The following is a 25,442-nucleotide window of genomic DNA, read 5'->3' as shown; positions in this document are numbered from 1 at the left end:
TCCCTTGCTCATAGTGCCGACCATTTTCGCACCAGGGAGGGGGTGTACGTACAGCAGATTACGGGTGGCTACGAGGGGTCGCCGAGGCCGGTGAGGACCGTCTCGGCCCGTTCCAGGGCTTCGGCCCCCGCCTCCAGGTCGGGGGTGATGCCCCGGCCGTCGACCACGTGGCCGGAGGGGGTGCGGTAGTGGCCGACGGTCAGCTCGGCCACCGAGCCGTCGGGCAGCTTCGTCGGCATCTGGACGGATCCCTTGCCGAAGGTGCGGGAGCCGATGACGACGGCGCGGCCCCGGTCCTGCAGGGCGCCGGTGAGCAGCTCGGCCGCGCTCATGGTTCCGCCGTCGACGAGGACGACCAGGGGCCGGGTGGTGTCGCCGCCCGGGTCGGCGTGCAGGGCGCGCTGGTCACCGTCGACGTCGTAGGTGGCGACCAGGCCGCCGTCCAGGAAGGCGGACGCGGTGTCCACCGCCTCGGTGACCAGGCCGCCGGAGTTGCCGCGCAGGTCGAGGACGGTGCGCTCGTCGGCCGGGGTGGTCTCCAGCGCCTCGCGGACCGTGGCGGCGGTGCCCTTGGTGAACGCGGCGACCTTCAGCACGGTGACCCCGGCGGCCGGCCGGTGCACGCTGACGGAGTCGGTGGACAGCCGGGCCCGGTGCAGGGTCTCGGTCCACACGCGGGTGCCGCGCCCGAGGCCGAGGGTGACCGTCGTGCCCGCCGGGGCGTCCTCGGCGTCACCGCGGAGTAAGGAGATCACCTCGGTGACCGGGCGGCCGTCGACCCGGCTGCCGTCGACGCTGCGCAGCCGGTCGCCGGCGCGGATCCCCGCGACACCGGCGGGCGAGCCGGGCTGCACCTTGGTGATCGCGATCCCGCCGTCCGCCTCCTGGCGGGCCCACAGCCCCACGCCGGTGTACCGGCCGTCGAGGGCGTCCTGGAATTCCTCGTACTCGCCCTCGGAGTAGACCGCGCCCCAGCGGTCCCCGCTGCGGCTGACGGCCCGCTCGGCGGCCTCCATCGGGGACTTGCCGTCGGCCATCGCCTCGGCGGCGGCCCGCTCGACGGCCTCGTGCCGGGTGGCCGGGCCCGACGGTCCGGCGGCGGCCCCGCGCGCGGGACCATCGGGTTCCGGGAAGGAACCGGTGGCGGCGCCGGCGATCAGCACACCGGCGAAGACCAATGTCAGGGCTGCCCCGCGGCGAATGCGACGGGGCTGACAGAACAGGTCACGGCCTGACATGGCGGTGAGTCTAGGACAACACGGAGGGCCGTACGGCCGGATGCCCGTACGACCCTCTTGGCATGCGTCACACCTTCAGGTACTTGCGCAGCGCGAAGAACGCCGCAAGCGACGGCATCAGAACACTCGTGGCGAGGATCAGCGGCAGCTTGGTCAACACCGCGTCCCAGCCTACGAAGTTGATCAACTGGAGCTTGCTGGCCAGCGCCATTCCGTGGTCGATGGTGAAGTACCGGCCGGCCACCAGCAGGACACAGGCGAGGCTGCCGCCGATGAGACCGGCCACGGCCGCCTCGGCGATGAACGGCGCCTGGATGTAGAAGCCCGAGGCACCGACCAGGCGCATGATGCCGGTCTCGCGCCGACGGCTGAACGCCGACACCCGCACGGTGTTGACGATCAGCAGCAGCGCGATCAGCAGCATCAGCGCCATCACGAACAGCGCGCCCTGGTTCATCAGGCCCAGCAGCTGGAAGAGGTTGTCCAGGATGCCCTTCTGGTCCTGCACCGACTGCACGCCGTCCCGCCCGTTGAACGCCGTGGCGATCACCTGGTACTTCTGCGGGTCCTTGAGCTTGATCCGGTACGACTCCTGCATCTGGTCCGGCGTGAGCGAGCCGGCCAGCGGGGAGTTGCCGAACTGCTCCTTGTAGTGCTTGTACGCCTCGTCCTGCGACTCGTGCGTCACCTGCTCGACGACCTGCATGTCCTTGAGATCCGCGAGGATCTGCTTCTTCTGGTCCTCGGTGACCGCGCCCTTGGCGCAGTTGACGTCGTTCTCGGCGTCGTGCTTGTTGCACAGGAAGATCGAGACGTTGACCTTGTCGTACCAGTAGCCCTTCATGGTGCTCACCTGGTCGCTCATCAGCAGCGAGCCGCCGAAGAGGGCCAGGGACAGGGCGACGGACACGATGACGGCGAAGGTCATCGTCAGGTTGCGGCGGAGACCGACACCGATCTCGGACAGGACGAACTGGGCGCGCATGGCGGGTTCTTCAGGCCTTTCGGAAGCTGGGTGCGGTCAGTGCTGGTAGCCGTAGACGCCGCGGGCCTGGTCGCGGACGAGGCGGCCCTTCTCCAGCTCGATGACGCGCTTGCGCATCTGGTCCACGATGTTCTGGTCGTGCGTCGCCATGATCACGGTGGTGCCCGTCCGGTTGATGCGGTCGAGCAGCTTCATGATGCCGACGGAGGTCTGCGGGTCGAGGTTGCCGGTGGGCTCGTCGGCGATGAGCAGCTTCGGCCGGTTGACGAAGGCGCGCGCGATGGCCACGCGCTGCTGCTCACCACCGGACAGCTCGCCCGGCATCCGGTCCTCCTTGCCGCCGAGCCCGACGAGATCGAGCACCTGGGGCACGGACTTGCGGATCTCGCCCCGGGACTTGCCGATCACCTCCTGCGCGAAGGCAACGTTCTCGGCGACCGTCTTGTTCGGCAGCAGCCGGAAGTCCTGGAACACGGTCCCCAGCTGGCGGCGCATCTGCGGCACCTTCCAGTTGGAGAGGCGCGCGAGGTCCTTGCCCAGCACGTGCACCTGGCCGTGGCTGCACCGCTCCTCGCGGAGGACGAGCCGCAGGAAGGTGGACTTTCCGGAGCCGGAGGATCCCACGAGAAAGACGAACTCGCCCTTCTCCACCTCGAGGGAGACATCCCTGAGTGCGGGGCGGGTCTGCTTGGGGTAGACCTTGGAGACGTTGTCGAATCGGATCACGGATGCACCACGGGTCGCCGGGGGTAGATGAGCGTGACCATACGCGAACCGGGTGTGCAAGTGCAGTCGCAGGTTCAGGTTGGGCAAGACTTGTACGTTTTTGTACCGGCCCCTGCCCGCGGCCCTCTCCCCGAGGGCCCGCGCACGCTCCGCGGGAACCTGGCACAGTGGGAGGGGAACGTTCTCGTTCCCGTGAGCGTTGTACGTGTGATGGCCGGTGCAAGGAGGGCGAGCGCATGACGTACGACCGGTTGGTGTGCGCGAACTGCGCGTCGCCCGTGAGCGAGGGCCGGTGCCCGGTGTGCCGTGCCAACCGCGAGCGACTGCAGCAGGAGGGCCTCTTCGGCGGTCTGAACGGGCTGAACCCGATGGCGCTGATCGCGCTGCTGGCGGTGCTGATCGCCGCGGTTGCGCTGCTGGCGCACCAGACCGTGTGAGGAAGTCCGCAGGTGCGCCGGCGGTACGCGTGAGCGCGTAGCCCCGCGAAGACGCCGGGAGGGCCCGGAGCCAGTGGCTCCGGGCCCTCCCGTCTGTGTCGTGCGCGCGGTGCGTGAACGTATCGCTACGCTCAGGCGGCGGCGCCGCCCCTGCCGGTCACCAGACGCGGCAGGACACGGAAGCCGATGCCGCCGGCGATCATCGTCGCGGCGCCGACGAGCAGGAACGCGGTCTGGCCGGCACCGGTCTCGGCGAGCTGCTTGTCGCCGCCCTGGGCCGAGGTGTCGGAACCGGTGTCGGTGAGCGCCGAGGAGCCCTCGTCCTGCGGGACGTTGTTGTTGCCGCCCTCGGGGTGGCTGCCACCGGTGCCGGAACCGCCGTCGCCGGAACCGCCGGTGCCGCTGTCACCGCCCGAGTTGCCGTTGCCACCCGAGTTGCCGTTGCCACCCGAGTTGCCGTTGCCGCCGGAGTTGCCGTTGCCGCCGTCGGAACCGTTGCCGCCGTTTCCGTTGCCGCCGTTTCCGTTGCCGCCGTCGGTCGTGCCACCGTCGGTGGTGCCGCCGTCCGTGGTGCCGCCGTCGGTCGTGCCGCCGTCGGTGGTCCCGCCGTCCGTGGTGCCGCCGTCGGTGGTCCCGCCGTCCGTGGTGCCGCCGTCGGTGGTCCCGCCGTCCGTGGTGCCGCCGTCGGTCGTGCCACCGTCCGTGGTACCACCGTCGGTCGTGCCACCGTCGGTGGTCCCGCCGTCCGTGGTCCCGCCGTCGGTGGAGCCACCGTCCGTGGTACCGCCATCGGTGGTGGTCGAACCACCGTCGGTACCGCCGTCGGTGCAGATGCCGATCGGGCAGTCGCCACCGCCGCCGTCGGTGTTGCCACCGTCGGCGCCGACACCGCTCACGCCGAGGCTGATCGGGCCCGCCTGGACGTCGAGGTCCAGGGCGGATGCCGCGCCGGCCGCGGTCAGCGACGCACCGGCCGCGATCACGGCACCGGCGGCTATCCGCGCGACCCGGATCCGCGTCTTCTTCGTCATATGGTTGCTACCCCCAGTAGCTGTTCGTCAATGGGCGTCGCGTCGGGGCGTGCCGTGATCGACGGAGGCAGCTGGTGACGAAGCGCGTCAACTCGATCCCCCGGTTCACATGCGCCCCTCAAGTACGCATGCCGCGGCTCACCCTTCCCATTTTTCAAAGCAACGTCAAGGTCGTTGCGGGCGCAATGTCCGGTGGGGTGATGTTTGCGGGGAATCGAAGCCTGTGAGTGTGATGTAAAACCCAGACAAATGACAACTGCCGCCTCATGGGCGGCAGTTGTTATGTCGACAAAGTTACCTCTCTTGCTGCTTGCGCCAGCGAATGCCGGCCTCCAGGAACCCGTCGATCTCGCCGTTGAAAACGGCCTCCGGGTTGCCCACCTCGAACTCGGTGCGCAGGTCCTTGACCATCTGGTAGGGGTGCAGCACGTACGAACGCATCTGGTTGCCCCAGGAGTTGCCGCCGTCGCCCTTGAGGGCGTCCATCTTGGCCTGCTCCTCCTGGCGGCGCCGCTCCAGGAGCTTGGCCTGGAGGACGTTCATCGCCGTGGCCTTGTTCTGGATCTGCGAGCGCTCGTTCTGGCAGGAGACCACGATGCCGGTGGGGAGGTGCGTGATGCGGACCGCGGAGTCGGTCGTGTTGACGCCCTGGCCGCCCGGGCCGGAGGACCGGTAGACGTCGATCCGCAGGTCGGACTCGTCGATCTCGACGTGGTCGGACTGCTCGACGACGGGCAGGACCTCGACACCGGCGAAGGAGGTCTGCCGGCGACCCTGGTTGTCGAAGGGCGAGATGCGCACGAGGCGGTGCGTGCCCTGCTCGACGGAGAGGGTGCCGTAGGCGTAGGGCGCCTGCACGGAGAAGGTGGTCGACTTGATGCCGGCCTCTTCCGCGTACGACGTCTCGATCAGCTCGGTCTTGTAGCCGCGCTGCTCGGCCCAGCGCAGGTACATGCGCTGCAGCCGCTCGGCGAAGTCCGCGGCGTCGACGCCGCCGGCCTCGGCGCGGATGTTGACGAGCGCCTCGCGGGAGTCGTACTCGCCGGACAGGAGGGTGCGGACCTCCATCTCGTCCAGCGCCTTCTTCACCGAGGTCAGCTCGGACTCGGCCTCGGCGCGGGTGTCCGGGTCGTCCTCCTCCTCGGCCATCTCGAAGAGGACCGCGAGATCGTCGATCCGGCCACGCAGCGCCTCCGCCTTCCTGACCTCGGCCTGGAGGTGGGAGAGCTTGCTGGTGATCTTCTGCGCCTCGTCCGGGTTGTCCCACAGGGACGGCGCGGCCGCCTGCTCCTCGAGCACGGCGATGTCTGCCCTCAGCCTGTCGAGGTCCAGGACGGCCTCGATCGACTCCATGGTCGAGGAGAGGGACTTCAGCTCTTCGGATACATCGACGACTGCCACGCCTTCCAGCGTAACGGCTGTGGCAAGCGCCCTCGGCCGAACGGGGGCCGGAACCGCTTGTGACGGTGGGCGGAGCCCCTTGGGACAGCCCCTTGCGACGGCGGGTTGAGCCCTCGGGTGGGTCAGGGGGCCGACGTGCTGTGAGTGCCCGGCGCCGGCTGGTCGTCACCGTCGGACGACGCGAACCACGCCCCGACGGCCACCACGGCGGCCACCACCACGCCCGCCACCCCCAGCGTCACCCTGCGCCGCCGCACCGCGGCCCGGTGCCGGGCCGAACCCGGCCGGGGCGCACCGGTGGGCCGGGGGGCGCGCGCGGTCCCGTGGGCACCGCCGGCCAGCTCGTCCGGCGCGGGCACCCGCATCGACGTGTGTGTGTCCCGGTTGGAGTCCGGCCGGGCGCCGGGGACCAGGGAGACCGCGCCCCGCCGCCGTACCGGCTCACCACCGGAGGGTGCCGCCGGGGCCGGCTCGTCCGTGTCCTCCTCGGCGAGCCCCGGCTCGTCCACGTCCAGCGGCGGCATCCCGGCGAGTATCGGCAGCTGCTCGCGCAGCCGTGCCGCCAGCTCCGAGGCGCGCAGCCGGGAGGCGGGCGCCTTGGCCAGGCACTGCACCAGCAGCTGCCACAGCTCCTCGGGGATGCCGGGCAGCGGTACGACGGTCTCGGTGACGTGCCGGCGCAGGACCGCGCCGGGGTGTCCCCCGCCGAAGGGGGTGAAGCCGGCCAGCAGCTCGTACAGGACCGTGGCCAGGGCGTAGATGTCCACGGCGGCCCGGGGCGGCAGGCCCTCCACGATCTCCGGGGCCAGGTAGTCGGGCGTCCCGATGATCTTCGTGGCCCGGGTCCGCTTCGGCGAGTCGATCAGCTTGGCGACGCCGAAGTCGGTGAGCAGGGCGGGGTGTGATCCGCCCGGCCCGAGCGGGCCCTGCATGTCGAGCAGGACGTTCTCGGGCTTGACGTCCCGGTGGACCACCCCGGCCGCGTGCGCCGCGGCCAGCGCGTCGGCGACGTCGGCGACGATCGCCACGGCCGCCTCGGGGGCGAGCCTCCGCTCCCGTTCCAGCCGGGTGCGCAGGTCGGTACCGCGCACGAGGTCCATCACCAGGGCCAGGTCGTTGCCGTCGACGACCAGGTCGCGCACGGTGACGATGTGCGGGTGCTCCAGGCCGAGCAGCGCGGTGCGCTCCTGGACGAAGCGTCCGACCAGCTCCTGGTCGGAGGCGAGGTCCTCGCGCAGGAGCTTGACGGCGACGGGACCGTCCGGCCCCTCGCCCAGCCACACCGTGCCGGCGCTGCCCCGCCCCAGGATCTGGTTCGCGGTGTACCGGCTGCCGATCTTCCGTGCCAAGACTGCTCCTACAGACGCGTGTTGCCGACAAAACTACGCGTCCGACGAGCCAACCTTCACCGCGGAGACGGAAATCACCCGCCAGATGTCGACAAATCCCCAAACCAGCGGTGGAATTCCGGGGCGCGGTCACCGGCCGCCCGGCTCCGAAGGCCTGGCCCCCGAGCCGCTCACAGGACCGGTTCGGAATATCCGGTCGTGCGAGACCGGTTCCCGGCGGCCGGTCCGGGAGACCGGTCCCCAGGGGCCGGTGCCCGGCGGCCGGTTCACCGGTCCCCAGGGGCCGGTGCCCGGCGGCGGCCGGTTCCCGTGATCAGTTTCCGCTGCCGGAGGAGCCGCCCACCTTCTCGACCCAGTCGCCGACCTTGCCGATCCAGTCGGTCATCTGGTCCCAGTAGCCCTTGCCCTGGCCGACCCAGGTGTGCAGCGGGGTCAGCTCCCAGATCAGCCAGCTCGCCACGACCAGGATGACGATCGTGAACAGGCAGCCCTTCAGACAGCCCAGGCCGGGGATCTTCATCGGGTTGGCGTTGCGCTGCCGTGGGGCCCGGGGCTCCCGCGCGGGCCGCTGCGGCTCGGGCCGGGCGGGCGGCGCGTACCGCTGCGGCTGCTGCGGCTGCTGCGGCTGCTGCGGCGGGGCGTACTGCTGGGGCTGCTGCTGCGGATAGCCGTACCCGGGGGCCTGCTGGGGCTGCCGGCCGCGCGGCTGCGGCTGCTGCGGGCGGGCCTGCGGGGCCTGGCGCGGCTGCTGCTGTGGCCGGGCCACCTGCCGCTGGGGGCGGCGGCGCAGCGGGTCCTCGTCGGGGTCGAGGTACTGGACCTGCGTCTGATCGTTGCGGTCACGGGCGGCGCGCAGCTGCGTCTGCCAGGGGTGCGGCTGCTCGGGCTGCTGCCCCTGCTGGCCGTACTGCCCCGGCGGGACGGGCGGCATCACGGCCGTCGGGTCCGCCGCGCCGGTGTTCGGCAGGACCGCGGTGGGGTCGGCGGCGCCGGCCGGGCCGCCCGTGTGCGGCAGCACGCTGGTCGCGGCGTTCGGGTCGTACGCACCCTGCGGCGCGTTCGTGGGCAGCACCTGGGTGGGGTCGGCGGCGCCGGGCACGCCCGGGACGGCCGTCGGGTCCGGGTCGGGGGCGAGCAGCGCCCCGACGCCCTCGGCGGCGGCGATCTGCGCGGCGTTCGCGTGCACGCCGACCCCCTCGGCGACGACCCGCAGGCCACGCGCGAGGTTCTCGGCGCTCGGCCGCTCGTCCGGGTTCTTACGCAGGCAGCGCTCTATGACCGTCCACAGCGGCTCGGGGACGGTGGAGGGGCGGCGCGGCTCAGCGCTCAGATGCTGGTGCAGGACCTCCAGGGCGCTGCCGCCGGAGAACGGCGGCCGCCCGGTGACCAGCTCGTACAGCAGGATGCCGGCGCCGTAGATGTCGACCGCGGAGGTCTGCGGGCGGCCCTCGGCGGACTCCGGCGCCACGTACGCGGGCGTGCCGACGAACTCGTGGGTGCGGGTCAGCCCCGGGGAGTCGGCGAGGCGGGCGATGCCGAAGTCGGTGAGCATCGGGTGCATCTGGCCCTCGTGCTGCATGAGCAGCACGTTCGCGGGCTTCAGGTCGCGGTGGACGACGCCGTCGGCGTGGCTCGCGGCGAGCGCGTCGGCGATCTGGGCCGTCATCAGTGCGGCGGCGACCGGGGTGAGCGGGCCGTTCTCGCGCAGGTAGCGGTGCAGGTCGGGGCCGTCGACGAGGTCCATGACCAGCGCCAGCAGATCGCCCTCGACGACCAGGTCGCGGACCCGGACGATGTTGGGGTGCGTGAGCCGGAGCAGGACGGAGCGCTCCCGCAGGAAGCGCATCACGATGTCGGGGTCGCCGGCCAGCTCCTCCTTGAGGACCTTGATCGCGACCGTCTCTCCCGGCTGACCGGGCACGGCCGCCTCGGCGCCCGCGGTCTCTCGCTGGCGGGCACGCCAGACGGTGCCTGTGGCGCCGCGTCCGAGCGGCTCCTCAAGCAGGTACTTGCTGCCGACTGGCCGCACGTCACGCGCTCCCTGCTGCTTGCTGTTGCTTGCTTGCCTGCATTCCGGTGCTCCGACCCACTGTAGTGGGGCTCTTCGGGGCACTACGTATGCGTTCCCGAGCATGTTCGAGGTGTTCGACGGAAAGACGCCCGCACCGGTCCCGTGGTTGCCGGAGCCGGACGTGACCGATCTCAACTGATCGCCAGTGGGGTACTGGTCAGGCACTTTTGGGGGCAGAGCCGACCAATCAAGATCACTTGTGCCCGGGTCCCGGGCGCGTTGTCAGTGGCAGGTGCGAGGATGCCTCCAGCAGCCCGCTGGGACGTGCCGGCGGCTGCTGGCCGACGTGCTCGTGGGGGTGGGGGGAAGTCCGCGCCCGCGCAGACCCGCGCAGAAGGGACCGCTGACGCCGATGCAGATCCGGCTGACCGTCGTAGACCCGCTCGGCCCGTCCCCGCAGCGGGGCCGCGCCGCGAGCCGCGACGTACTGGTCACGGCGCCCGCGGGCACGGAGCTGGCCGCGGTGGCGTCGGCGCTGGCCGGCGCGGTCACCGGAGAGGGCGGGCAGGGCGGCCGGGACACCGGCGGCGCGACCGTCGTCCTCTACGCGGGCACGGACCGGCTGGACCCGCGCCGCGCCACGCTCGGCGAGCCGCCGCTGGTCGACGGAGCCGTGCTGTCCCTCGGCGCCCCCGCCGCCGCCGAACCGCACCCCGAGCTGGACGACGCCCCGGCCCAGCTCCATGTGATCGCCGGCCCCGACGCGGGCGGGGTCCACCTGCTGCACGGCGGCCGGATCACCGTCGGCCGCTCCGCCGAGGCGGACGTCCCGCTGGACGACCTCGACGTCTCCCGACTGCACTGCGTGGTCACCGTCGGCGCGGACGGCCGCGTCTCGGTCGCCGACCTCGGCTCCACGAACGGCACGTCGCTCGACGGCGTGCGGCTGACGGAACGGCCCGTGCGGTTCCCTGCCGGGGGCTTGCTGCGGATCGGGGAGTCGGCCCTGCGGGTCACCCCGTCCGGGGGCCCCGGGGCCAGGGTCCGGGCGGTACCCGACGGGGAGGGGTGCGTGCGGGTCGTCCCGGGCGGCGCCCGGCCCGCGGCCGACACCGGCCCCCCTGCCGCACCGGCCGCGCGGGGAGCGTCGCCGGTGGCGGGCGGTGTCGATGGTTCCGGCGCGCCCGGCGGCGCGGTCACCGGGACCGGCGCGGCCGGTGAGCCGGTGCGCGGGGGCTCGGGGCGTGCCGGGGGCGCGCATCACGACTACGACTCCTCCGGTTCCGCCGGCTGGGGTGCCTCCGGCGGTGGCGCGGGGGCCCAGGAGCACCGGCGTGGGCAGACGCCGGTGGTACCGGGCCAGGCCGGAGCGCCGCACGCCGAGAGCCGGGAGAGGGACGCCGGTGCCTACGGTGCCGTTGCCGGTGCCGGTGCGTTCGGGGTCGGTGCCTCCGGTGCCGACGCTTCGACTGCTGATGCCTACGGTGCCGGGGCCTCCGGGGTCGACGCTTCGGCCGCTGATGCCTACGGTGCCGGGGCCTCCGGGGCCGACGCTTCGGCCGCTGATGCCTACGGTGCCGGGGCCTCCGGGGCCGACGCTTCGGCCGCTGATGCCTACGGTGCCGGGGCCTTCGGTGCCGACGCTTCCGGCGCCGGACCTGGCGCCGGACCTGGCGCCGGTTCCGGTGGGGACACCCACGCGGGGCGCTTCGGTGTCGGCGGGGCGGGTGCCGCGCACGCCGGTGAGAACGCGCACGGGGGCGGGCGCAAGGACACTCCGCTCCGGGGTACGGACGCCCCGCAGGGGACCCGGCGGCGCGGGTTCGGCGCCTGGGCCCGCCGGCTGACGGGTGCCCGCGGGGAGCAGCCGAGCAGCCGGCAGACCCACGACGGTACGGCCGCCGCCACCGCCGGCGCCCCCGTCCCCCGAGCGTTCCGGCAGCCCGAGACCTGGCCCGACCCGGCGGCCCTGCTGCTGACCGCGCTCGGCCCCGGCCCCCGCCTCTGGGAACGCGGACCGGGGCACCCCGAGGCGCTGACCGTCCGGCTCGGCACGGCCGACCGGAGCGCACCGGACGGCTCGGGGCTGCTGCCCGCCGTGCCGGTGACCGCCGCGCTGCGGGAGGCGGGCGCGCTGGGCCTGGCCGGTCCACGGCCCCGGCTGTCCGGGCTGGCCCGCGCGGTGCTGGCCCAGCTCGCCGCGCTGCACTCGCCCGACCTGCTGGAGATCGTGCTGATCAGCGCGGACCGCTCGAGGCCGGTGGCCGAGCGCACGGCCGAGTGGGCCTGGCTGGGCTGGCTCCCGCACGTCCGGCCGGGCCACGGCCAGGACTGCCGTCTGCTGCTGGCCTACGACCGCGAGCAGGCGGCGGCCCGCACGGAGGAACTGCTGCGCCGGGTCGAGGACCACGCGGCGACGGGCCGGACCGCGGCCCATCCGTCCCCGGCCCGCATCGCGGACGGCACGGCGCCGACGGGGGCCCCGGGGACGCCCACGCCGTCCGGCACACCCGGCCCTGGCACGCCAGGCTCCAGCACACCCAGCCCTGGCACGCCAGGCTCCAGCACACCCAGCCCTGGCACGCCGGGCTCCAGTACACCCGGCCCAGGTACGCCGGGCTCCGGCACACCCGGCCCTGGCACGCCAGGCTCCAGCACACCCGGCCCTGGCACGCCAGGCTCCGGCACATCCGGCGCCGGCACTCCCGGCTCCGGCACGCCGGCCAGGGGCACCGCCTCGTCCCCGGCCGACCTGCCCGCCCCCGGCACGCCCGATCCCTCCTACGGCCGCCCCGCCCCCGACGCCGGCCCCGGAACCCTGGGATCCCCCGGCGGGCCCACAGCCCCCACCGACACGGACACGGACACGGACACGGGCACGGGCATCCTCGGCAGCCCCGCCTCCCACGCCGGCCCCGGAGCCCTCCGAGCTTCCGGCGGCCCCACAACCCCCGCGGATCCCGGAACCCGCGGGACCCCGACCGGCCCCCGAACCCCCGGCTCCGTCCCCAGCGACCCCGGAACCTCCGGCTCCCGCAGCAACCCCACCGTCTCCACCGGCCCCCGATCCGTCGGCGGTCCCACGGCCGCCATAGACCCCGAAACCCTCCGAGCCCCCGGCAGCCCCATAACCCGTACCGGCCCGGGAACCCTCGGCTCCCCCGGCAGCCCCGCCACCCCGGCCGCTCCCGTCCGTCGTCCGTCCTGGGCCAGGGACGGGGCCGGGCCGGACGGGGGCGGTGGGTTCGCCGGGCCGTTCACCGTCGTCGTGGTGGACGGGGACCCGGGGGGCGCCGGACTGCAGGAGGCCCTCGCGCGGCTGGCCGTGGCCGGGCCGCGGGCCGGGGTCCACGTCGTGTGTCTGGCGGAGACCGAGCCCGCTTCGCCGGCGTCGCCCGTCGCGCGGACGTACGAGGCCGCGTGCGAAGTGACGCCGACGTTCCGGCACTGCGGTGCCGTGGCCCTGCTCAGCGGGGACGTCGCCGCCGCGCTGCAACTGCTGCGGGTCGCGCGGGGCGGTCCCGTCGGCCCCGGCGTGCCCGCCGCCGTCGACGCCGTCTCCGCCGCCTGGGCGGAGCGGTTCGCGCGGGCGATGGCGCCGCTGCGCCCGGACGGCCCGGCCGGTGAGCGGCACACGCGCGTGTCCGTGCCGCTGCCCCAGTCGGCGCGGTTGCTGGACGAGTTGGGCCTGGCCCGGGCCACCCCGGCGTCGCTGATGGCCCGCTGGGCCGACGCGGCCGACGACACGGAGTCGCTGGGCGGCCGGGCACGGGCGGTACTGGGTGCCGGACCGCGCGGGCCGGTCACCGCCGATCTCGTTGCCGAGGGGCCGCACCTGCTGATCGAGGGGCCGCCCGGCAGCGGTCGTACCGAGCTGCTGCGGGCCGTGGTCGCCTCGCTGGCCGCGGCCGAGCGGCCGGACCGGCTGGCCGTGGTGCTGCTCGACGGCCGGGACGGGGTCGGCGCGGGCGCCGGACGTGGGGAGGGCCTGCGGGTCTGCACCGACATACCGCACGCCACCACGCACCTCATCGCCAACGACCCGGTGCGCATGCGGGAGTTCGCGCAGTCGCTGACCGCCGAACTGAAGCGGCGGGCGGAACTGCTGGGCCGGACGGACTTCGCCCAGTGGCATGCGGGCCGGGAGGTGTCCGGCCGGATGGTGGCCCAGCGGACGCCGGCCGCCGGGGACACGTCCGCCCCCGCCGACGCGCCCGCGCACCGCGCCTCCGCTTCCGGCGACATAGAGGCGCCGCCAAGTTCCACCCTGCGCCTGCGGCCGGCCCGGGCCCGGCAACGTGCCGACGCGCCGCCGCCGTTGCCCCGGCTCGTGGTGGTCGTGGACGACCTGGACGCGCTGGTCTCCCCCGCGCTCGGCTCTCCCGGCCGGCCCGCCGCGGGCTCGGTGATGCGGGCGCTGGAGGCGGTGGCCCGGGAGGGTGCCCGGCTGGGTGTGCATCTGGTGGCCGCGGCCGGGGCCGGCGGCCGTACCGCGGAGTCGGAGCCGGCGCGCCGGGCGGCCCTGCGGGTGACGCTGGACGCGCCGCAGCCGGGGCCTGACGAACCGGCACCCGGTCGTGGGCGGCTCGTGTACCCGGACGGGCGTGCCGTCGGCTTCCAGGGCGGCCGGGTGACGGGCCGTATCCCGCGGACCGCGACCCAGCGGCCGACGGTGGTCCCGCTGGACTGGCAGCGGATGGGAGACCCGCCGGCCCGCCGGCCGGTGCGGGAGCTGGGCAACGGCCCGACCGACCTGGCGCTGCTCGCGAGCGCGGTGGAGCGGGCGGCCCGGGAGGTCGCGGCGGCGGAGATACCGTCCCTGCTCTGACCGCGGCCGGGCACCGTACGCCGGGAAGGCAGGTGGGGGGTGCCCGCACACCGGGCGATCGGGCGGAGCCGGGCCCGCACGCCGGGTGGCTCCCGCGGGCCCGTCCCCCCTCCAGGTGAACCTCTGGGGCCTCGGTGAATCCGTCGTCCCCGCGGCCGCCGGAAACCCGTACGCATACACACCTGGTCACGAGCCGGTCACGATGAGCCGGTCGACACCGCAGGCGCTCTTGCCCCTCCCGAGCGGCCCGGCGTAGACCGGAGCGCACGGGACAGAGTTCTGACGTTCAACGACGTTCAACGGAGAACGACGAACGGGGAAGTGATGCGCAGCAAGAGCAGCACGTTCCGGACACACAGGGCCGTCACCACACTCGCCGCACTGCTCACGGGAGCCCTCGCGCTCTCCGCGTGCTCCAGCGGTGACGACGGCAAGAAGGGCGACGGGGGCGGGAGCGGCGAGCCCAGCGCCTCCACCGTCACCCTGCCGAAACTGAACGGCGCCCATCTGGAGGTGGCCGCCGTCTGGACCGGTGCCGAACAGGCCAACTTCAAGAAGGTCCTCGCCGAGTTCGAGAAGCGCACGGGCGCCACGGTCACGTTCGTGCCCGCGCAGGACCCGATCATCAACTTCCTCGGTTCGAAGATCGCGGGCGGGCAGCCACCGGACGTCGCGCTGCTGCCGCAGCCCGGCGCCATCAAGCAGGCCGTGCAGAAGGGCTGGGCCAAGCCCCTCGGGCCGGAGGCCCAGAAGGAACTGGCGGAGAACTACTCGCAGGGCTGGCAGGACATCGGCAAGGTCGACGGCAAGCAGTACGGCGTCTACTACAAGGCGGCCAACAAGTCGCTGATCTGGTACAACACGAAGGTCTTCGAGAACGCGGGTGCCAAGGAGCCCAAGACCTGGCAGGACCTGCTGACCGCCTCGCAGGCGGTGTACGACTCGGGGGTCACGCCCTTCTCCGTGGCCGGCGCGGACGGCTGGCCGCTGACCGACTGGTTCGAGAACGTCTATCTCTCCCAGGCGGGCCCGGAGAAGTACGACCAGCTGGCCCAGCACAAGATCAAGTGGACGGATCCGTCGGTCAAGCAGGCGCTGACCACGCTGGCCCAGCTGTGGGGCAAGAAGGACTACCTGGCCGGCGGCCAGAGCGGCGCGCTGCAGACGGAGTTCCCGCAGTCGGTCACCCAGACCTTCACCGGCGGGGACCAGCCGAAGTCCGCGATGGTCTACGAGGGCGACTTCGTGCAGGTCAACATCGGTGAGACCAAGGCGAAGGTGGGCACGGACGCGAAGGTGTTCCCGTTCCCGGCGGTCGGCTCGGCCGCGCCGGTGGTATCCGGCGGTGACGCGGCGGTGATCCTGAAGGACTCCAAGGCGGCGCAGGCCCTGGCCACCTTCCTCGCCTCGCCGGACGCGGCGACGATCCAGGCGAAGCTCGGCGGCTACCTCTCGCCGAACAAGAACGTGCCGGTGTCGGCGTACCCGAACGAGGTCCAGCGGAAGATCGCCAAGGCGCTGATCGCGTCCGGCGACGACTTCCGCTTCGACATGTCCGACCAGACCCCGCAGGCCTTCGGCGGCACCCCCGGCAAGGGTGAGTGGAAGGACCTGCAGGACTTCCTGAAGAACCCGAAGGACGTCGCGGGCGCCCAGGCCCGGCTGGAGAAGGACGCGGCGGCCGCGTACGGAAGCGGGAGCTGAGCCGGCGATGGCGCCGGCAGCGGCGGCCGGGGCCCCACCGGGCCCCGCCGCGCCCCGCAGTCGCAAGAGCGTGACCGGCACCCGCAAGGCCGTGGCAGCGCTGTTCCTGCTGCCCGCGCTGGTGCTGCTCGGCGCGCTCGTGGTCTACCCGATCGGGTACTCGATCGTCCGCAGCTTCTACAACGCCTCCGGTGACGGTTTCGCCGGGGTCGACAACTACAAGACGCTCTTCACCGACGACGGCATCCGGACCGCCCTGAAGAACAACGTCATCTGGGTGGTGTTCGCGCCGACGGTCTCCACCGCGCTCGGTCTGGTCTTCGCGGTCCTGACCGAACGGGTGCGCTGGGGAACGGCGTTCAAGCTGGTCGTCTTCATGCCGATGGCGATCTCGATGCTGGCCGCGGGGATCATCTTCCGGCTGGTGTACGACCAGGACCCGGACAAGGGCGTCGCGAACGCCGTGTGGGTCGGTGTGCACGACACGTTCGCGCAGGCGTCGGCGTTCCCGAAGGCCCATCCGGGCCGCGAGTCGCCGCTCGTCGCGGAGGACGGCGGTTTCCTCACCAAGGACGCCGTCCACGCCGGGCGGCCGGTCTCCCTGCCCCTCGTCGGTGTCGCCCCGGACCAGTTGCCGGACGGGGTGAAGAAGGCCACCGCGGCCGGGGCGGAGCCGGGGAGGGTCACCGGCACCACCTGGCAGGACTTCACCCGGGGCAAGGGCGTGGGCCGGCTGGGCGCCCCCGACCCGTCCGAGGTGGGTTACGCGGGGATGCGGATCGAGGCGGTGAAGGACGGCAAGGTGGTGGCCTCCACCGAGGCGGCCGGCGACGGCACCTTCACGCTGCCCGCGTCCGCCGACGGGGCCCGGCTGCGGCTGCCGGCGAGCAACTTCCGGGAGCCGTACAACGGGGTCGAGTGGCTCGGTCCGGCGCTGGTCACCCCGTCGATCATCGGGGCGTACGTGTGGATGTGGGCGGGCTTCGCGATGGTGCTGATCGCGGCTGGGCTCGCGAGTGTGCCCCGGGAGCTGCTGGAGGCGGCACGGGTGGACGGCGCCGGCGAGTGGCAGGTGTTCCGCAGGATCACCGTGCCGTTGCTCGCGCCGGTCCTGGCGGTGGTCACCGTCACGTTGATGATCAACGTGCTGAAGGTGTTCGACCTGGTGTTCATCATCGCGCCGGGGTCCTCCCAGGACGACGCCAACGTGCTGGCACTGGAGCTGTACCGCAAGGGCTTCGCGGAGGGCCGGCCGGGCGTCGCGAGCGCGATCGCGGTGTTCCTGCTGCTGCTGGTGATCCCGGTGATGCTGTTCAACGTCCGTAGGCTCAGGCGGGAGGTGCGGCGATGACGGCGACCGCCGGAAGCATCGGCAAGACCGACCCGGTCCGGACGGCCGGGGCCAGGGAGTCGGTCGGCTCCCGTGTCGCCGGGAAGCTGAGCGGCGGGCTGGTCCGGGTGGTGCTGATCGTCGTGGGCCTGTTCTGGCTGGTTCCGACCATCGGCCTGCTCATCTCCTCGCTGCGCACGCCGGAGGACATGAGCGCGAGCGGCTGGTGGACGGTGCTGAGCAAGCCGTCCCAGCTCACCGTGGACAGCTACCAGAAGCTGCTGGAGAACGGTGACATCACCGGCTCCCTGGTGAACACGGTGCTGATCACGGTCCCGGCGACCGTCCTGGTCGTCGTGATCGGCGCGCTGGCGGGGTACGCCTTCGCGTGGATGGAGTTCCCGGGCCGGGACTGGTGGTTCCTCGGCGTGGTCAGCCTGTTGGTGGTCCCGGTGCAGGTGGCGCTGATCCCGATCGCCGAACTCTTCGGGAAGATCGGCCTGTTCGGGACGATCCTCGGCGTGATCCTGTTCCACACCGGCTTCGGGCTGCCGTTCGCGGTGTTCCTGCTGCGGAACTTCTTCGCGGAGATCCCGCGGGAGCTGCTGGAGGCGGCCCGGCTGGACGGTGCGGGCGAACTCCGGCTGTTCGCGCGGGTGGTGATGCCGCTCGGCGGCCCGGCGATCGCGAGCCTCGGCATCTTCCAGTTCCTGTGGGTGTGGAACGACATGCTGGTCGCGCTGGTGTTCACCAAGTCGGGCACGCAGCCGATCACGGTCGCCCTGCAGACCCAGGTACGGCAGTTCGGCAACAACATCGATGTCCTGGCGCCCGGTGCGTTCATCTCCATGGTGATCCCGCTGGCCGTGTTCTTCGCGTTCCAGCGACAGTTCGTGTCCGGAGTGATGGCGGGCGCGGTCAAGTAGCCGCACGGCAGGGCGTTTTCCGGGGGGCGGGCCTTCAGGGGCCCGCCCCCCGGCGTTCACGCGGTGTCCCCCGGATGCCGTACGAACCGTAACCAATTCACTCCATCGGCCGTTCCCGGGCAGAACGCCCGCGCCGACCGACCCATGGATGTCCCTTGCCCAGGTTCAGTGTCATCGTCCCCGCACACCAGGTCCAGGCGTACCTCTCCGAGTGCCTGGACTCGGTGCTCTCGCAGTCGTATCCCGATCTGGAGCTGATCGCCGTGGACGACTGCTCACCGGATGCCTGCGGCGAGATCATCGACGAGTACGCGGCCCGGGACGCCCGGGTGAAGGCCCTGCACCTGGCCGAGAACCAGGGGCTCGGCCGGGCCCGCAACGCGGGCATGGCCGAGGCGACCGGTGACTACCTGGTCTTCCTGGACAGTGACGACACGCTCACCCCGGACGCGCTGCGGGCGGTCGCCGACCGGCTCAAGGAGACCGGCGACCCGGACGTCCTGGTCTTCGACTACGCGCGCACCTACTGGGACGGCCGGACGGTGCGCAACCAGCTGGCCGCCCAGCTCACCGAGCAGGGCCCGGCGCCGTTCCGGCTGGAGGACCGGCCGGGGCTGCTGCGGGTGCTGATGGTGGCCTGGAACAAGGCGTACCAGCGGGAGTTCGTGCAGGCCCGCGGGTTCGCGTTCCCGCCGGGCTACTACGAGGACACCCCGTGGACCTTCCCGGTGCTGATGACGGCCGAGTCGATCGCCACCCTGGACCGGGTGTGCGTGCACTACCGGCAGCGCCGGCAGGGCAGCATCCTGGGCACCACCAGCCGCAAGCACTTCGACCTGTTCGAGCAGTACGACCGGGTGTTCGCGTACGTCGACGAGCGGCCCGAACTCGGGCGGTGGCGGCCGGAGTTGTTCCGGCGGATGGTCGACCACTACGCCGTGGTGTTCACCAGGCGGGGCAGGCTGCCGCGCGGCAGCCGGGGCGACTTCCTGCGCCGGGCCCGCGTCCACTGCCGCCGCCACCATGTGCCGGGGGTGCGGATCCGGCTGCGGCACGCCCTGGTCCGCTTCGGGCTGCACCGCTCCTTCCGGGCCCTCCAGCTGGCCGCCGCCGTCCGCCGGCGCACGGTGAAGACGGCGGTGAAGCTGGCCCGGGCGCTGCGCACGGCCGCGCTCCAGTTGCACTACCGCGTCCAGCTGCGCCTGCCGCTGCGGTCCGACCGGGCGGTGTTCGCCGCCCACGAGGGGCACGGCGATCCGGCCGCGCTGGAGGAGGCGTTCCGGACGTACGCCCCGCGGCTGAGCACGGCGTGGATCGCCCGCCGCGGGCAGGAGGACGTGGTGCCGCCGGGCCCCCGCCGGCTGCGCCCGGGTACGGCCGCGTACTGGACGGCGCTGGCCCGCTCCCGCTACCTGGTCAGCGACGCCGGGCTGGATCGGCGGCTGCGGAAGCGGCCCGGGCAGGTGTTCGTGCAGACCCAGCAGGGCACCCCGCTCGGGCACGCGGGCCTCGACCTCCAGGAGCGCCCGGCGGCGGCCCGGGACACCGACTTCGCGGAGCTGCTGCGGGGCGTCGACCAGTGGGACTACGTGCTGTCGGGCAACCGGCACGCCACCCTGACCTGGGAGCGGGTGCACCCGGGCCGCTACACCACGCTGGAGTACGGGCTGCCCCGCAACGACGTCTTCCAGCGGGCGACCGCGGCGGACGTGGCCGGGCTGCGGGCGTCGCTGGGCGTCCCGGAGGGCGCGGTCGCGATCCTGTACGCGCCCGCGCACCGCGACCACCGGCGCACCCAGCACCCGCTGCTCGACCTGGAGCGGGTCCTGCGCCGTCTCGGCCCGCGTTTCGTGGTGCTGGCCCGGACCCCGGTTCCGGTCGGGGGCACCCGGATCATCGACGTCTCCGGCCGCCCGGACCTGTCCGCGCTGTGCCTCGCCTCGGACGTGCTGCTCACCGACTACGCGTCCGTCATGTTCGACTACGCGGGCCTGGACCGGCCGATCGTGGTGCACACCGAGGACTGGGCGGCGTACGCGGCGGCCCGGGGCGTCTACTTCGACCTGCGGGCCTTCCCGCCGGGTGCGGTGGCGCGCAACGAGGACGAGCTGATCGACATCTTCGCCACGGGGCACTGGCGCGGTTCCCGCTCGGCGCAGCTGCGGGCGGCGTTCCGGGAGCGTTTCTGCCCGTGGGACGACGGGCGCGCCGCCGAGCGGGTGGTACGGCGGGTGGTGCTGGGCGAGACGGAGCTGCCGCCGGTGGTGCCGCTCGCGGACCGGTTCCCGGCGCCGTCGGCGTGCGCACGCTCCCCGCTGGCCACCGTGCCGCAACCTTCCGGTCCCCTCCCCGTCACCGAGAGCCTCTGAACACCGTTGGTCCTTCCGGGAGTTCCCATGCCCCTCGGCTCGACGCGGCCCACCCCGAGCCGGCCGTCCACCTGGCGTCCGGCGGGGCGGCCCGGCCGCGTCCGCAAGACGACAGAAAGAACAGAATGCCCCGCTTCAGCATCATCGTCCCATCCCACGGGGTCGCCGGCCGCCTGTCCCAGGCGCTGGACTCCGTCCTCGGCCAGTCCTTCGGCGACCTGCAGCTGATCCCGGTCTGCGACGCCCCCGACGCCCCCGCCGCGGAGCTAGCCGCCGGGTACGCCGGGCGGGACACCCGGGTGACCCCCGTGCACTCGCCGCCGTCCGCCGGTCTGAGCGGGGCGCGCAACGCCGGGATGCGAGCGGCGACCGGCACGTACCTGCTGTTCCTGGACGGCGACGACCTGCTGCTGCCGGGTGCGCTCGCGGCGCTGGACGCCCGGCTGACCGAGACCGCCGGCGTGGACGTGCTCTACGCCGAGCACGAGCGCGTCCCCTGGTGGGAGGGCGAGCCGACGAACCCGGTCGCGCCCCTGCTCGCCAAGGCGCCGGCCGGCGCCTTCGCCCCCGCCGACCTGCCGGAACTGACCGGTGTGCAGCTGCCCGCGTGGAGCGCCGTCTACCGCCGCACCTTCCTCACCGCGCACGGGCTCGCCTTCCCCGACAGCCACTTCACCGACCTCGGCTGGGGCGGGGCGACCTGGGTCGCCGCCACGCGGGTCGCGGTGCTGCGGCGGACCGTCGTACGGCACCGGCTGCGCCGCCAGGGCAGCCGGCTCAATCTCCCCGGGCCGCACCAGCACACCCTGCTGGACGAGGTGGAGCGGGTGCTGGCCCTGGCGGCCGAGCGCGGCCTGCCGGCCGAGCGGACCGGGCCGCTGTTCGACCAGCTGTTCGCGGTGGTACTGAAGACGGCGTCCAGGCCGCGGCGGCTGTCCGGCGGGCATCGGGCCTTCTTCCGCCGCGCGGGCCGCCTCTACCGGCGCTACCGGCCGGCCGGCCACCGGTTGCCGGGCGGCAGCCTGGGCGTGCAGCACCGGCTGCTGGCGGCGGGCGCGTACACCGCCTTCCGGGCCCTGCGCGGCGCCAACCAGGCGGCGGGCGGCGCCGCCGAACGGCTGCCCCGCCCGCGCATGCTGCGCACCCGGCTGCGTTACGCCCGTGACCTGCGCCGCCCGCTCGACCCCGAGCTGGCGGTCTACTGCGCCTACTGGGGCCGCGGCTACGCCTGCAACCCGGCCGCGATCCACGCCAAGGCCCGCGAACTCGCCCCGCACATCCGCTCGGTGTTCCTGGTGGAGGCCGGCCAGGAGCACGCCGTGCCGAAGGACGTCGACTACGCGGTGATCGGCTCGCGCCGCTACTGGGAGGTGCTGGGACGCGCCAAGTACCTCATCAACAACGCGAACTTCGCCGAGGGGATCGTCAAGCGGCCCGGCAGCGTCCACCTGCAGACCCAGCACGGCACCCCGCTGAAGACGATGGGCGTGGACCAGTCGACGTACCCGGTGGTGGCCGCGCAGTCCGGCAGCTTCACCCGGCTGCTGGGCCGCGTCGACCGCTGGGACTTCAACCTGTCCGCCAACCGCCACTCCACCCAGATGTGGGAGCGCGCCTTCCCCGGCTCGTACGAGCACCTGGAGTACGGCTACCCGCGCAACGACGTCTACTACACGGCGACCGCGGACGACGTGGCCCGGATCCGGCGTGCGCTGGGTGTCCCCGAGGGCAGGACGGCCGTGCTGTACGCGCCGACCCACCGCGACCACCACACCGGCTTCGAGCCCGGCCTGGACCTGGAGGCGTTCTGCGCCGCGGCCGGCGAGGACGTCGTCGTGCTGCTGCGCGCCCACTACTTCTACGACCGGGGCGGCTCACGGAACTCGGACCGGATCATCGACGTCACCGCCCACCGCTCCTCCGAGGACGTGTGCCTGGCCGCGGACGCGCTGGTGACCGACTACTCGTCCATCATGTTCGACTACGCCAACCTGGACCGGCCGATCGTCGTGTACGCCGACGACTGGGAGGTCTACCAGGAGACCCGGGGCGTCTACTTCGACCTGCCGGCCGAGCCGCCGGGGCTGGTCGCCCGGACCCCGCAGGAGCTGGCCGCCGTGTTCCGCGACGGCTCGTACGCGGGGCCCGGGGCCCGGGAGCGCCGGGCCGCGTTCCGGGAGCGGTTCTGCCAGTTCGACGACGGGCGGGCCGCCGAGCGGGTGGTGCGGCGGGTGCTGCTCGGCGAGCCTCCGGAGGCGGTGCCGCCGGTTGTCCCGCTCGCGGAACGCATCCCCGCCCCCGCCGCCGCCACCCTCGTGAGGAGCTGACCCGCCGTGCCCCGCTTCAGTCTGATCGTGCCCTGTTTCAAGGTGCAGGGCTTTCTGCGCGAGTGCCTGGACTCGGTGCTCGGGCAGTCCTTCGGCGACTTCGAGCTGATCGCCGTGGACGACTGCTCCCCGGACGGCTGCGGCGCGATCCTGGACGAGTACGCCGAACGTGACCCGCGGGTGACGGTGTTGCACCTGCCGGAGAACGTGGGCCTCGGCCGAGCCCGCAACGCCGGCGTGCCGCACGCCACCGGCGACTACCTCTTCTTCCTGGACAGCGACGACACCTTCACCCCGGGCGCGCTGCGGGCCGTCGCCGACCGGCTCGCCGAGTCCGCCGACCCGGACGTGCTCGTCTTCGACTACGCGCGCACCTACTGGTGGGGCGGCACCCGGCGCAACGTCCTGGCCCATGTCCTGGCCGAGGCCGGGGCGGACACCTTCACCGCCGCCGAGCACCCGGAGATCCTGGACCTGCTGATGGTGGTCTGGAACAAGGTCTACCGGCGGGAGTTCGTCGCGGAGGGCGGCTTCGAGTTCCCGCCCGGCTACTACGAGGACACGCCCTGGACCTTCCCGGTGATGCTCAGCGCCCGCCGGATCGCCACCCTGGACCGGATCTGCCTGAACTACCGGCAGCGCCGGCAGGGCAACATCCTGTCCACCACCAGCCGCAAGCACTTCGACATCCACGACCAGTACGAGCGGGTCTTCGCCTTCGTGGCCGAACGGCCGGAGCTGGCGCACTGGCGGCCGTACCTGCACCGCAAGATGGGCGAGCACTGCCTGGACATCCTCGCCAAGCCGGACCGGCTGCCGCCCGGTGACAAGGCGGAGTTCTTCCGGCGTACGGCGGAGATGTTCCGCCGGCACAGGCCCGAGGGCGCCGCGGTGGACGGTGAGGCGGCGGTGCTTGAGGGCTCCTGGACCGGGTACCGGCTGCGGCGGCAGTTGGTGGGCGCCGGGCGGGAGACGGCTCGGCGTGCGGTCCAGGCGCGCCGGGCGGCCGCCGGGCGGGCCCGCACCGGCTGGGCGTCCCTGCACACCCACCGTCCGCTGGACGAGAACCTGGTGGTGTACTCGGCGTCCTCGCACCGCGGTCTGCTCGGCGACCCGGCGGCCGTGTACGCCATGGCCCGCGAGATCGCCCCGCAGCTGCGCGGGGTGTGGGTGGTGCGGGACGCGGAGACGGCCGCGCAGCTGCCGGCCGGCGTGGAGCACGTGGTCGTCGGCTCGCGCCGCTACCTCGAGGTCACGGCACGGGCGAAGTTCTTCGTCAACGACGTCAACTGGCCCGGCACCCTGGCCAAGCGGCCCGGCAGCGTGCACATCCACACCCACCAGGGCACTCCGCTGAAGTACGCGGGCGCCGACCTGCGGGACAAGCCCGGCGCCCGGCTCGGCTTCGACGTGCCGCAGATGCTGCGGCGGGCCGACCGCTGGGACCACAGCCTGGTCGCCAACCGTCATTCCGAGCTGGTGTGGGAGCGGGCCTACCCGTGCCACTTCGGCTCGGTGCGCAGCGGCAGCCCCCGCAACGACGTGCTGGTGGCGGGCGGCAGCAGTGACTTCCGGGAGCGGCACGGCATTCCGGCGGACCACACGGTCGTGCTGTACGCGCCGACCCGCCGTGACTACCGCCGGAGCGGGCACGTCGACCGGATCGACCTGGCCCGGTTCGCGGCCGACCTCGGCGAGGGGCACACCCTGGTGGTCCGGCTGCACCCGTCACTGGCGAGCGGCCCCGCCCGGGGCATGGGTCTCGCGGAGCTGGCCCGGCGCGGGATCGTGATCGACGCGACCGACGAGGCGCACGTGGCGGACGTGCTGCTCGCGGCGGACGCCCTGGTCACCGACTATTCGTCGATCATGTTCGACTACGCCAACCTGGACCGGCCGGTCGTCGTGCACGCCGACGACTGGCCCGCGTTCACGGCGAGCCGGGGCGCCTACTTCGACATCACGGCCGAGCCGCCGGGGCATGTCTCCCGGACGTACCGGGAGCTGGCCCGGCTGTTCGCCTCGGGCGCCTGGCGGGACGAGGAGTCGACCCGGCTGCGGGCTGACTTCCGTACCCGGTTCTGCGAGTACGACGACGGGCGGGCCGCCGAACGGGTCGTACGGACGCTGCTGCTGGGTGAGCGGCTGCCGGACGCGGAACCGCCGCGGATCCCGGGCCAGCCGGCGACCCGGAACGCGCTGACGTCCGCCTAGCGCGCCGGGCCGGCGCCGGCCCGGCGCGGCCGCGGGGGCCGGCCCCGTCCGGGACCGGCCCCCGTACCGCACGCGGCGGTCGCACGCCCACCGGCGGGCGGTGGGCCGACTACTCGATGACGAGGTCGACCTCGATGTTGCCGCGGGTGGCGTTGGAGTACGGGCAGACCTGGTGGGCGGTCTCGACCAGCTTGCGGCCGGTCTCCTCGTCCACGGTGTCGGGCAGCTCGATCCGCAGGACCACCTGGAGACCGAAGCCCTCGCCCTGCCTGCCGATGCCGACCTCGGCGGTCACGGCCGCCTGGCTGACGTCCACCTTGGCCTGCCGGCCGACGAGGCCGAGGGCGCTGCCGAAGCAGGCGGCGTATCCGGCGGCGAAGAGCTGCTCCGGGTTGGTGCCCTCCCCGTTGCCGCCCATCTCCACCGGCGGGGCCAGCTTGAGGTCGATCTTGCCGTCGGAGGAGACGGCACGGCCCTCGCGGCCGTGGGTGGCGGTGGCGACGGCGGTGTAGAGCGCGTCCATGAAGACCATCCCTTGACGAAGTCGGTGTTCCGGCGGCGCCTGT

General features: G+C 73.3%; 16 protein-coding genes. 8 read left to right on the top strand and 8 right to left on the bottom strand.

The features are described from left to right. Positions 1-68: 68 nt before the first annotated feature. The 3 genes from JK359_RS35105 to ftsE all read right to left on the bottom strand — a co-directional run bounded on the left by JK359_RS35105 (position 69) and on the right by ftsE (position 2,949). Positions 69-1,238, bottom strand: coding sequence for a S41 family peptidase (locus JK359_RS35105; RefSeq protein ID WP_201843687.1), 1,170 nt, complete (start codon positions 1,236-1,238; stop codon positions 69-71). Between the two features lie 67 nt (positions 1,239-1,305). Further along, a complete protein-coding gene (ftsX, locus tag JK359_RS35100; RefSeq protein WP_201843686.1) occupies positions 1,306-2,223 on the bottom strand; it encodes a permease-like cell division protein FtsX in 918 nt (305 codons plus the stop codon). A gap of 36 nt (positions 2,224-2,259) precedes the next feature. After that, complete coding sequence (gene ftsE / locus JK359_RS35095) at positions 2,260-2,949, bottom strand: cell division ATP-binding protein FtsE (RefSeq protein WP_031159396.1); 690 nt, start codon at positions 2,947-2,949, stop codon at positions 2,260-2,262. Between the two features lie 236 nt (positions 2,950-3,185). Here ftsE and JK359_RS35090 point away from each other — a divergent pair, with 236 nt between their 5' ends. Beyond that, positions 3,186-3,386 carry a hypothetical protein gene (locus JK359_RS35090; protein ID WP_201843685.1) on the top strand — a complete coding sequence of 67 codons (201 nt, stop codon included), beginning with the start codon at positions 3,186-3,188 and terminating at the stop codon, positions 3,384-3,386. Between the two features lie 131 nt (positions 3,387-3,517). Here JK359_RS35090 and JK359_RS35085 read toward each other — a convergent pair whose 3' ends face one another. The 4 genes from JK359_RS35085 to JK359_RS35070 form a co-directional block, all read right to left on the bottom strand. Then, complete coding sequence (locus JK359_RS35085; protein WP_201843684.1) at positions 3,518-4,417, bottom strand: hypothetical protein; 900 nt, start codon at positions 4,415-4,417, stop codon at positions 3,518-3,520. A gap of 294 nt (positions 4,418-4,711) precedes the next feature. Then, on the bottom strand, positions 4,712-5,818 hold the full coding sequence (gene prfB / locus JK359_RS35080; RefSeq protein ID WP_201843683.1) for a peptide chain release factor 2: 1,107 nt from the start codon (positions 5,816-5,818) through the stop codon (positions 4,712-4,714). A 122-nt stretch (positions 5,819-5,940) separates the two neighbouring features. Beyond that, positions 5,941-7,167 carry a serine/threonine-protein kinase gene (locus JK359_RS35075; RefSeq protein WP_201843682.1) on the bottom strand — a complete coding sequence of 409 codons (1,227 nt, stop codon included), beginning with the start codon at positions 7,165-7,167 and terminating at the stop codon, positions 5,941-5,943. A gap of 313 nt (positions 7,168-7,480) precedes the next feature. After that, on the bottom strand, positions 7,481-9,196 hold the full coding sequence (locus JK359_RS35070) for a serine/threonine-protein kinase (protein ID WP_201843681.1): 1,716 nt from the start codon (positions 9,194-9,196) through the stop codon (positions 7,481-7,483). 394 nt (positions 9,197-9,590) lie between these two features. Here JK359_RS35070 and JK359_RS35065 point away from each other — a divergent pair, with 394 nt between their 5' ends. The 7 genes from JK359_RS35065 (at position 9,591) to JK359_RS35035 (ending at position 24,876) form a co-directional block, all read left to right on the top strand. Then, positions 9,591-14,006, top strand: a complete 4,416-nt coding sequence (locus JK359_RS35065; RefSeq protein ID WP_201843680.1) for an FtsK/SpoIIIE domain-containing protein — start codon at positions 9,591-9,593, stop codon at positions 14,004-14,006. A gap of 324 nt (positions 14,007-14,330) precedes the next feature. Then, on the top strand, positions 14,331-15,710 hold the full coding sequence (locus JK359_RS35060) for an ABC transporter substrate-binding protein (RefSeq protein WP_201843679.1): 1,380 nt from the start codon (positions 14,331-14,333) through the stop codon (positions 15,708-15,710). Between the two features lie 7 nt (positions 15,711-15,717). Continuing rightward, positions 15,718-17,061, top strand: coding sequence for a carbohydrate ABC transporter permease (locus tag JK359_RS35055; protein WP_201843678.1), 1,344 nt, complete (start codon positions 15,718-15,720; stop codon positions 17,059-17,061). Further along, positions 17,058-17,966: a carbohydrate ABC transporter permease gene (locus JK359_RS35050; RefSeq protein WP_201843677.1), complete on the top strand. Its 909-nt coding sequence runs from the start codon at positions 17,058-17,060 to the stop codon at positions 17,964-17,966. Before JK359_RS35055 ends, JK359_RS35050 begins: the two co-directional genes overlap by 4 nt. Before the next feature lie 155 nt (positions 17,967-18,121). Then, on the top strand, positions 18,122-20,335 hold the full coding sequence (locus tag JK359_RS35045; protein WP_201843676.1) for a bifunctional glycosyltransferase/CDP-glycerol:glycerophosphate glycerophosphotransferase: 2,214 nt from the start codon (positions 18,122-18,124) through the stop codon (positions 20,333-20,335). 125 nt (positions 20,336-20,460) lie between these two features. Then, entirely contained in the window at positions 20,461-22,662 is a 2,202-nt protein-coding gene (locus tag JK359_RS35040; RefSeq protein ID WP_201843675.1) for a bifunctional glycosyltransferase/CDP-glycerol:glycerophosphate glycerophosphotransferase, read from the top strand. A 6-nt stretch (positions 22,663-22,668) separates the two neighbouring features. Next, positions 22,669-24,876 carry a bifunctional glycosyltransferase/CDP-glycerol:glycerophosphate glycerophosphotransferase gene (locus JK359_RS35035; RefSeq protein ID WP_201843674.1) on the top strand — a complete coding sequence of 736 codons (2,208 nt, stop codon included), beginning with the start codon at positions 22,669-22,671 and terminating at the stop codon, positions 24,874-24,876. 109 nt (positions 24,877-24,985) lie between these two features. Here JK359_RS35035 and JK359_RS35030 read toward each other — a convergent pair whose 3' ends face one another. Next, positions 24,986-25,399 (bottom strand): organic hydroperoxide resistance protein, encoded by a 414-nt coding sequence (locus JK359_RS35030; protein ID WP_201843673.1) that lies wholly within the window; start codon positions 25,397-25,399, stop codon positions 24,986-24,988. Between the last annotated feature and the right edge of the window lie 43 nt (positions 25,400-25,442).

The sequence above is a fragment of the Streptomyces actinomycinicus genome, assembly GCF_016741775.1.
Lineage (GTDB): Bacteria > Actinomycetota > Actinomycetes > Streptomycetales > Streptomycetaceae > Streptomyces > Streptomyces actinomycinicus.
This window is presented reverse-complemented; position numbering and strand designations above follow the sequence as displayed.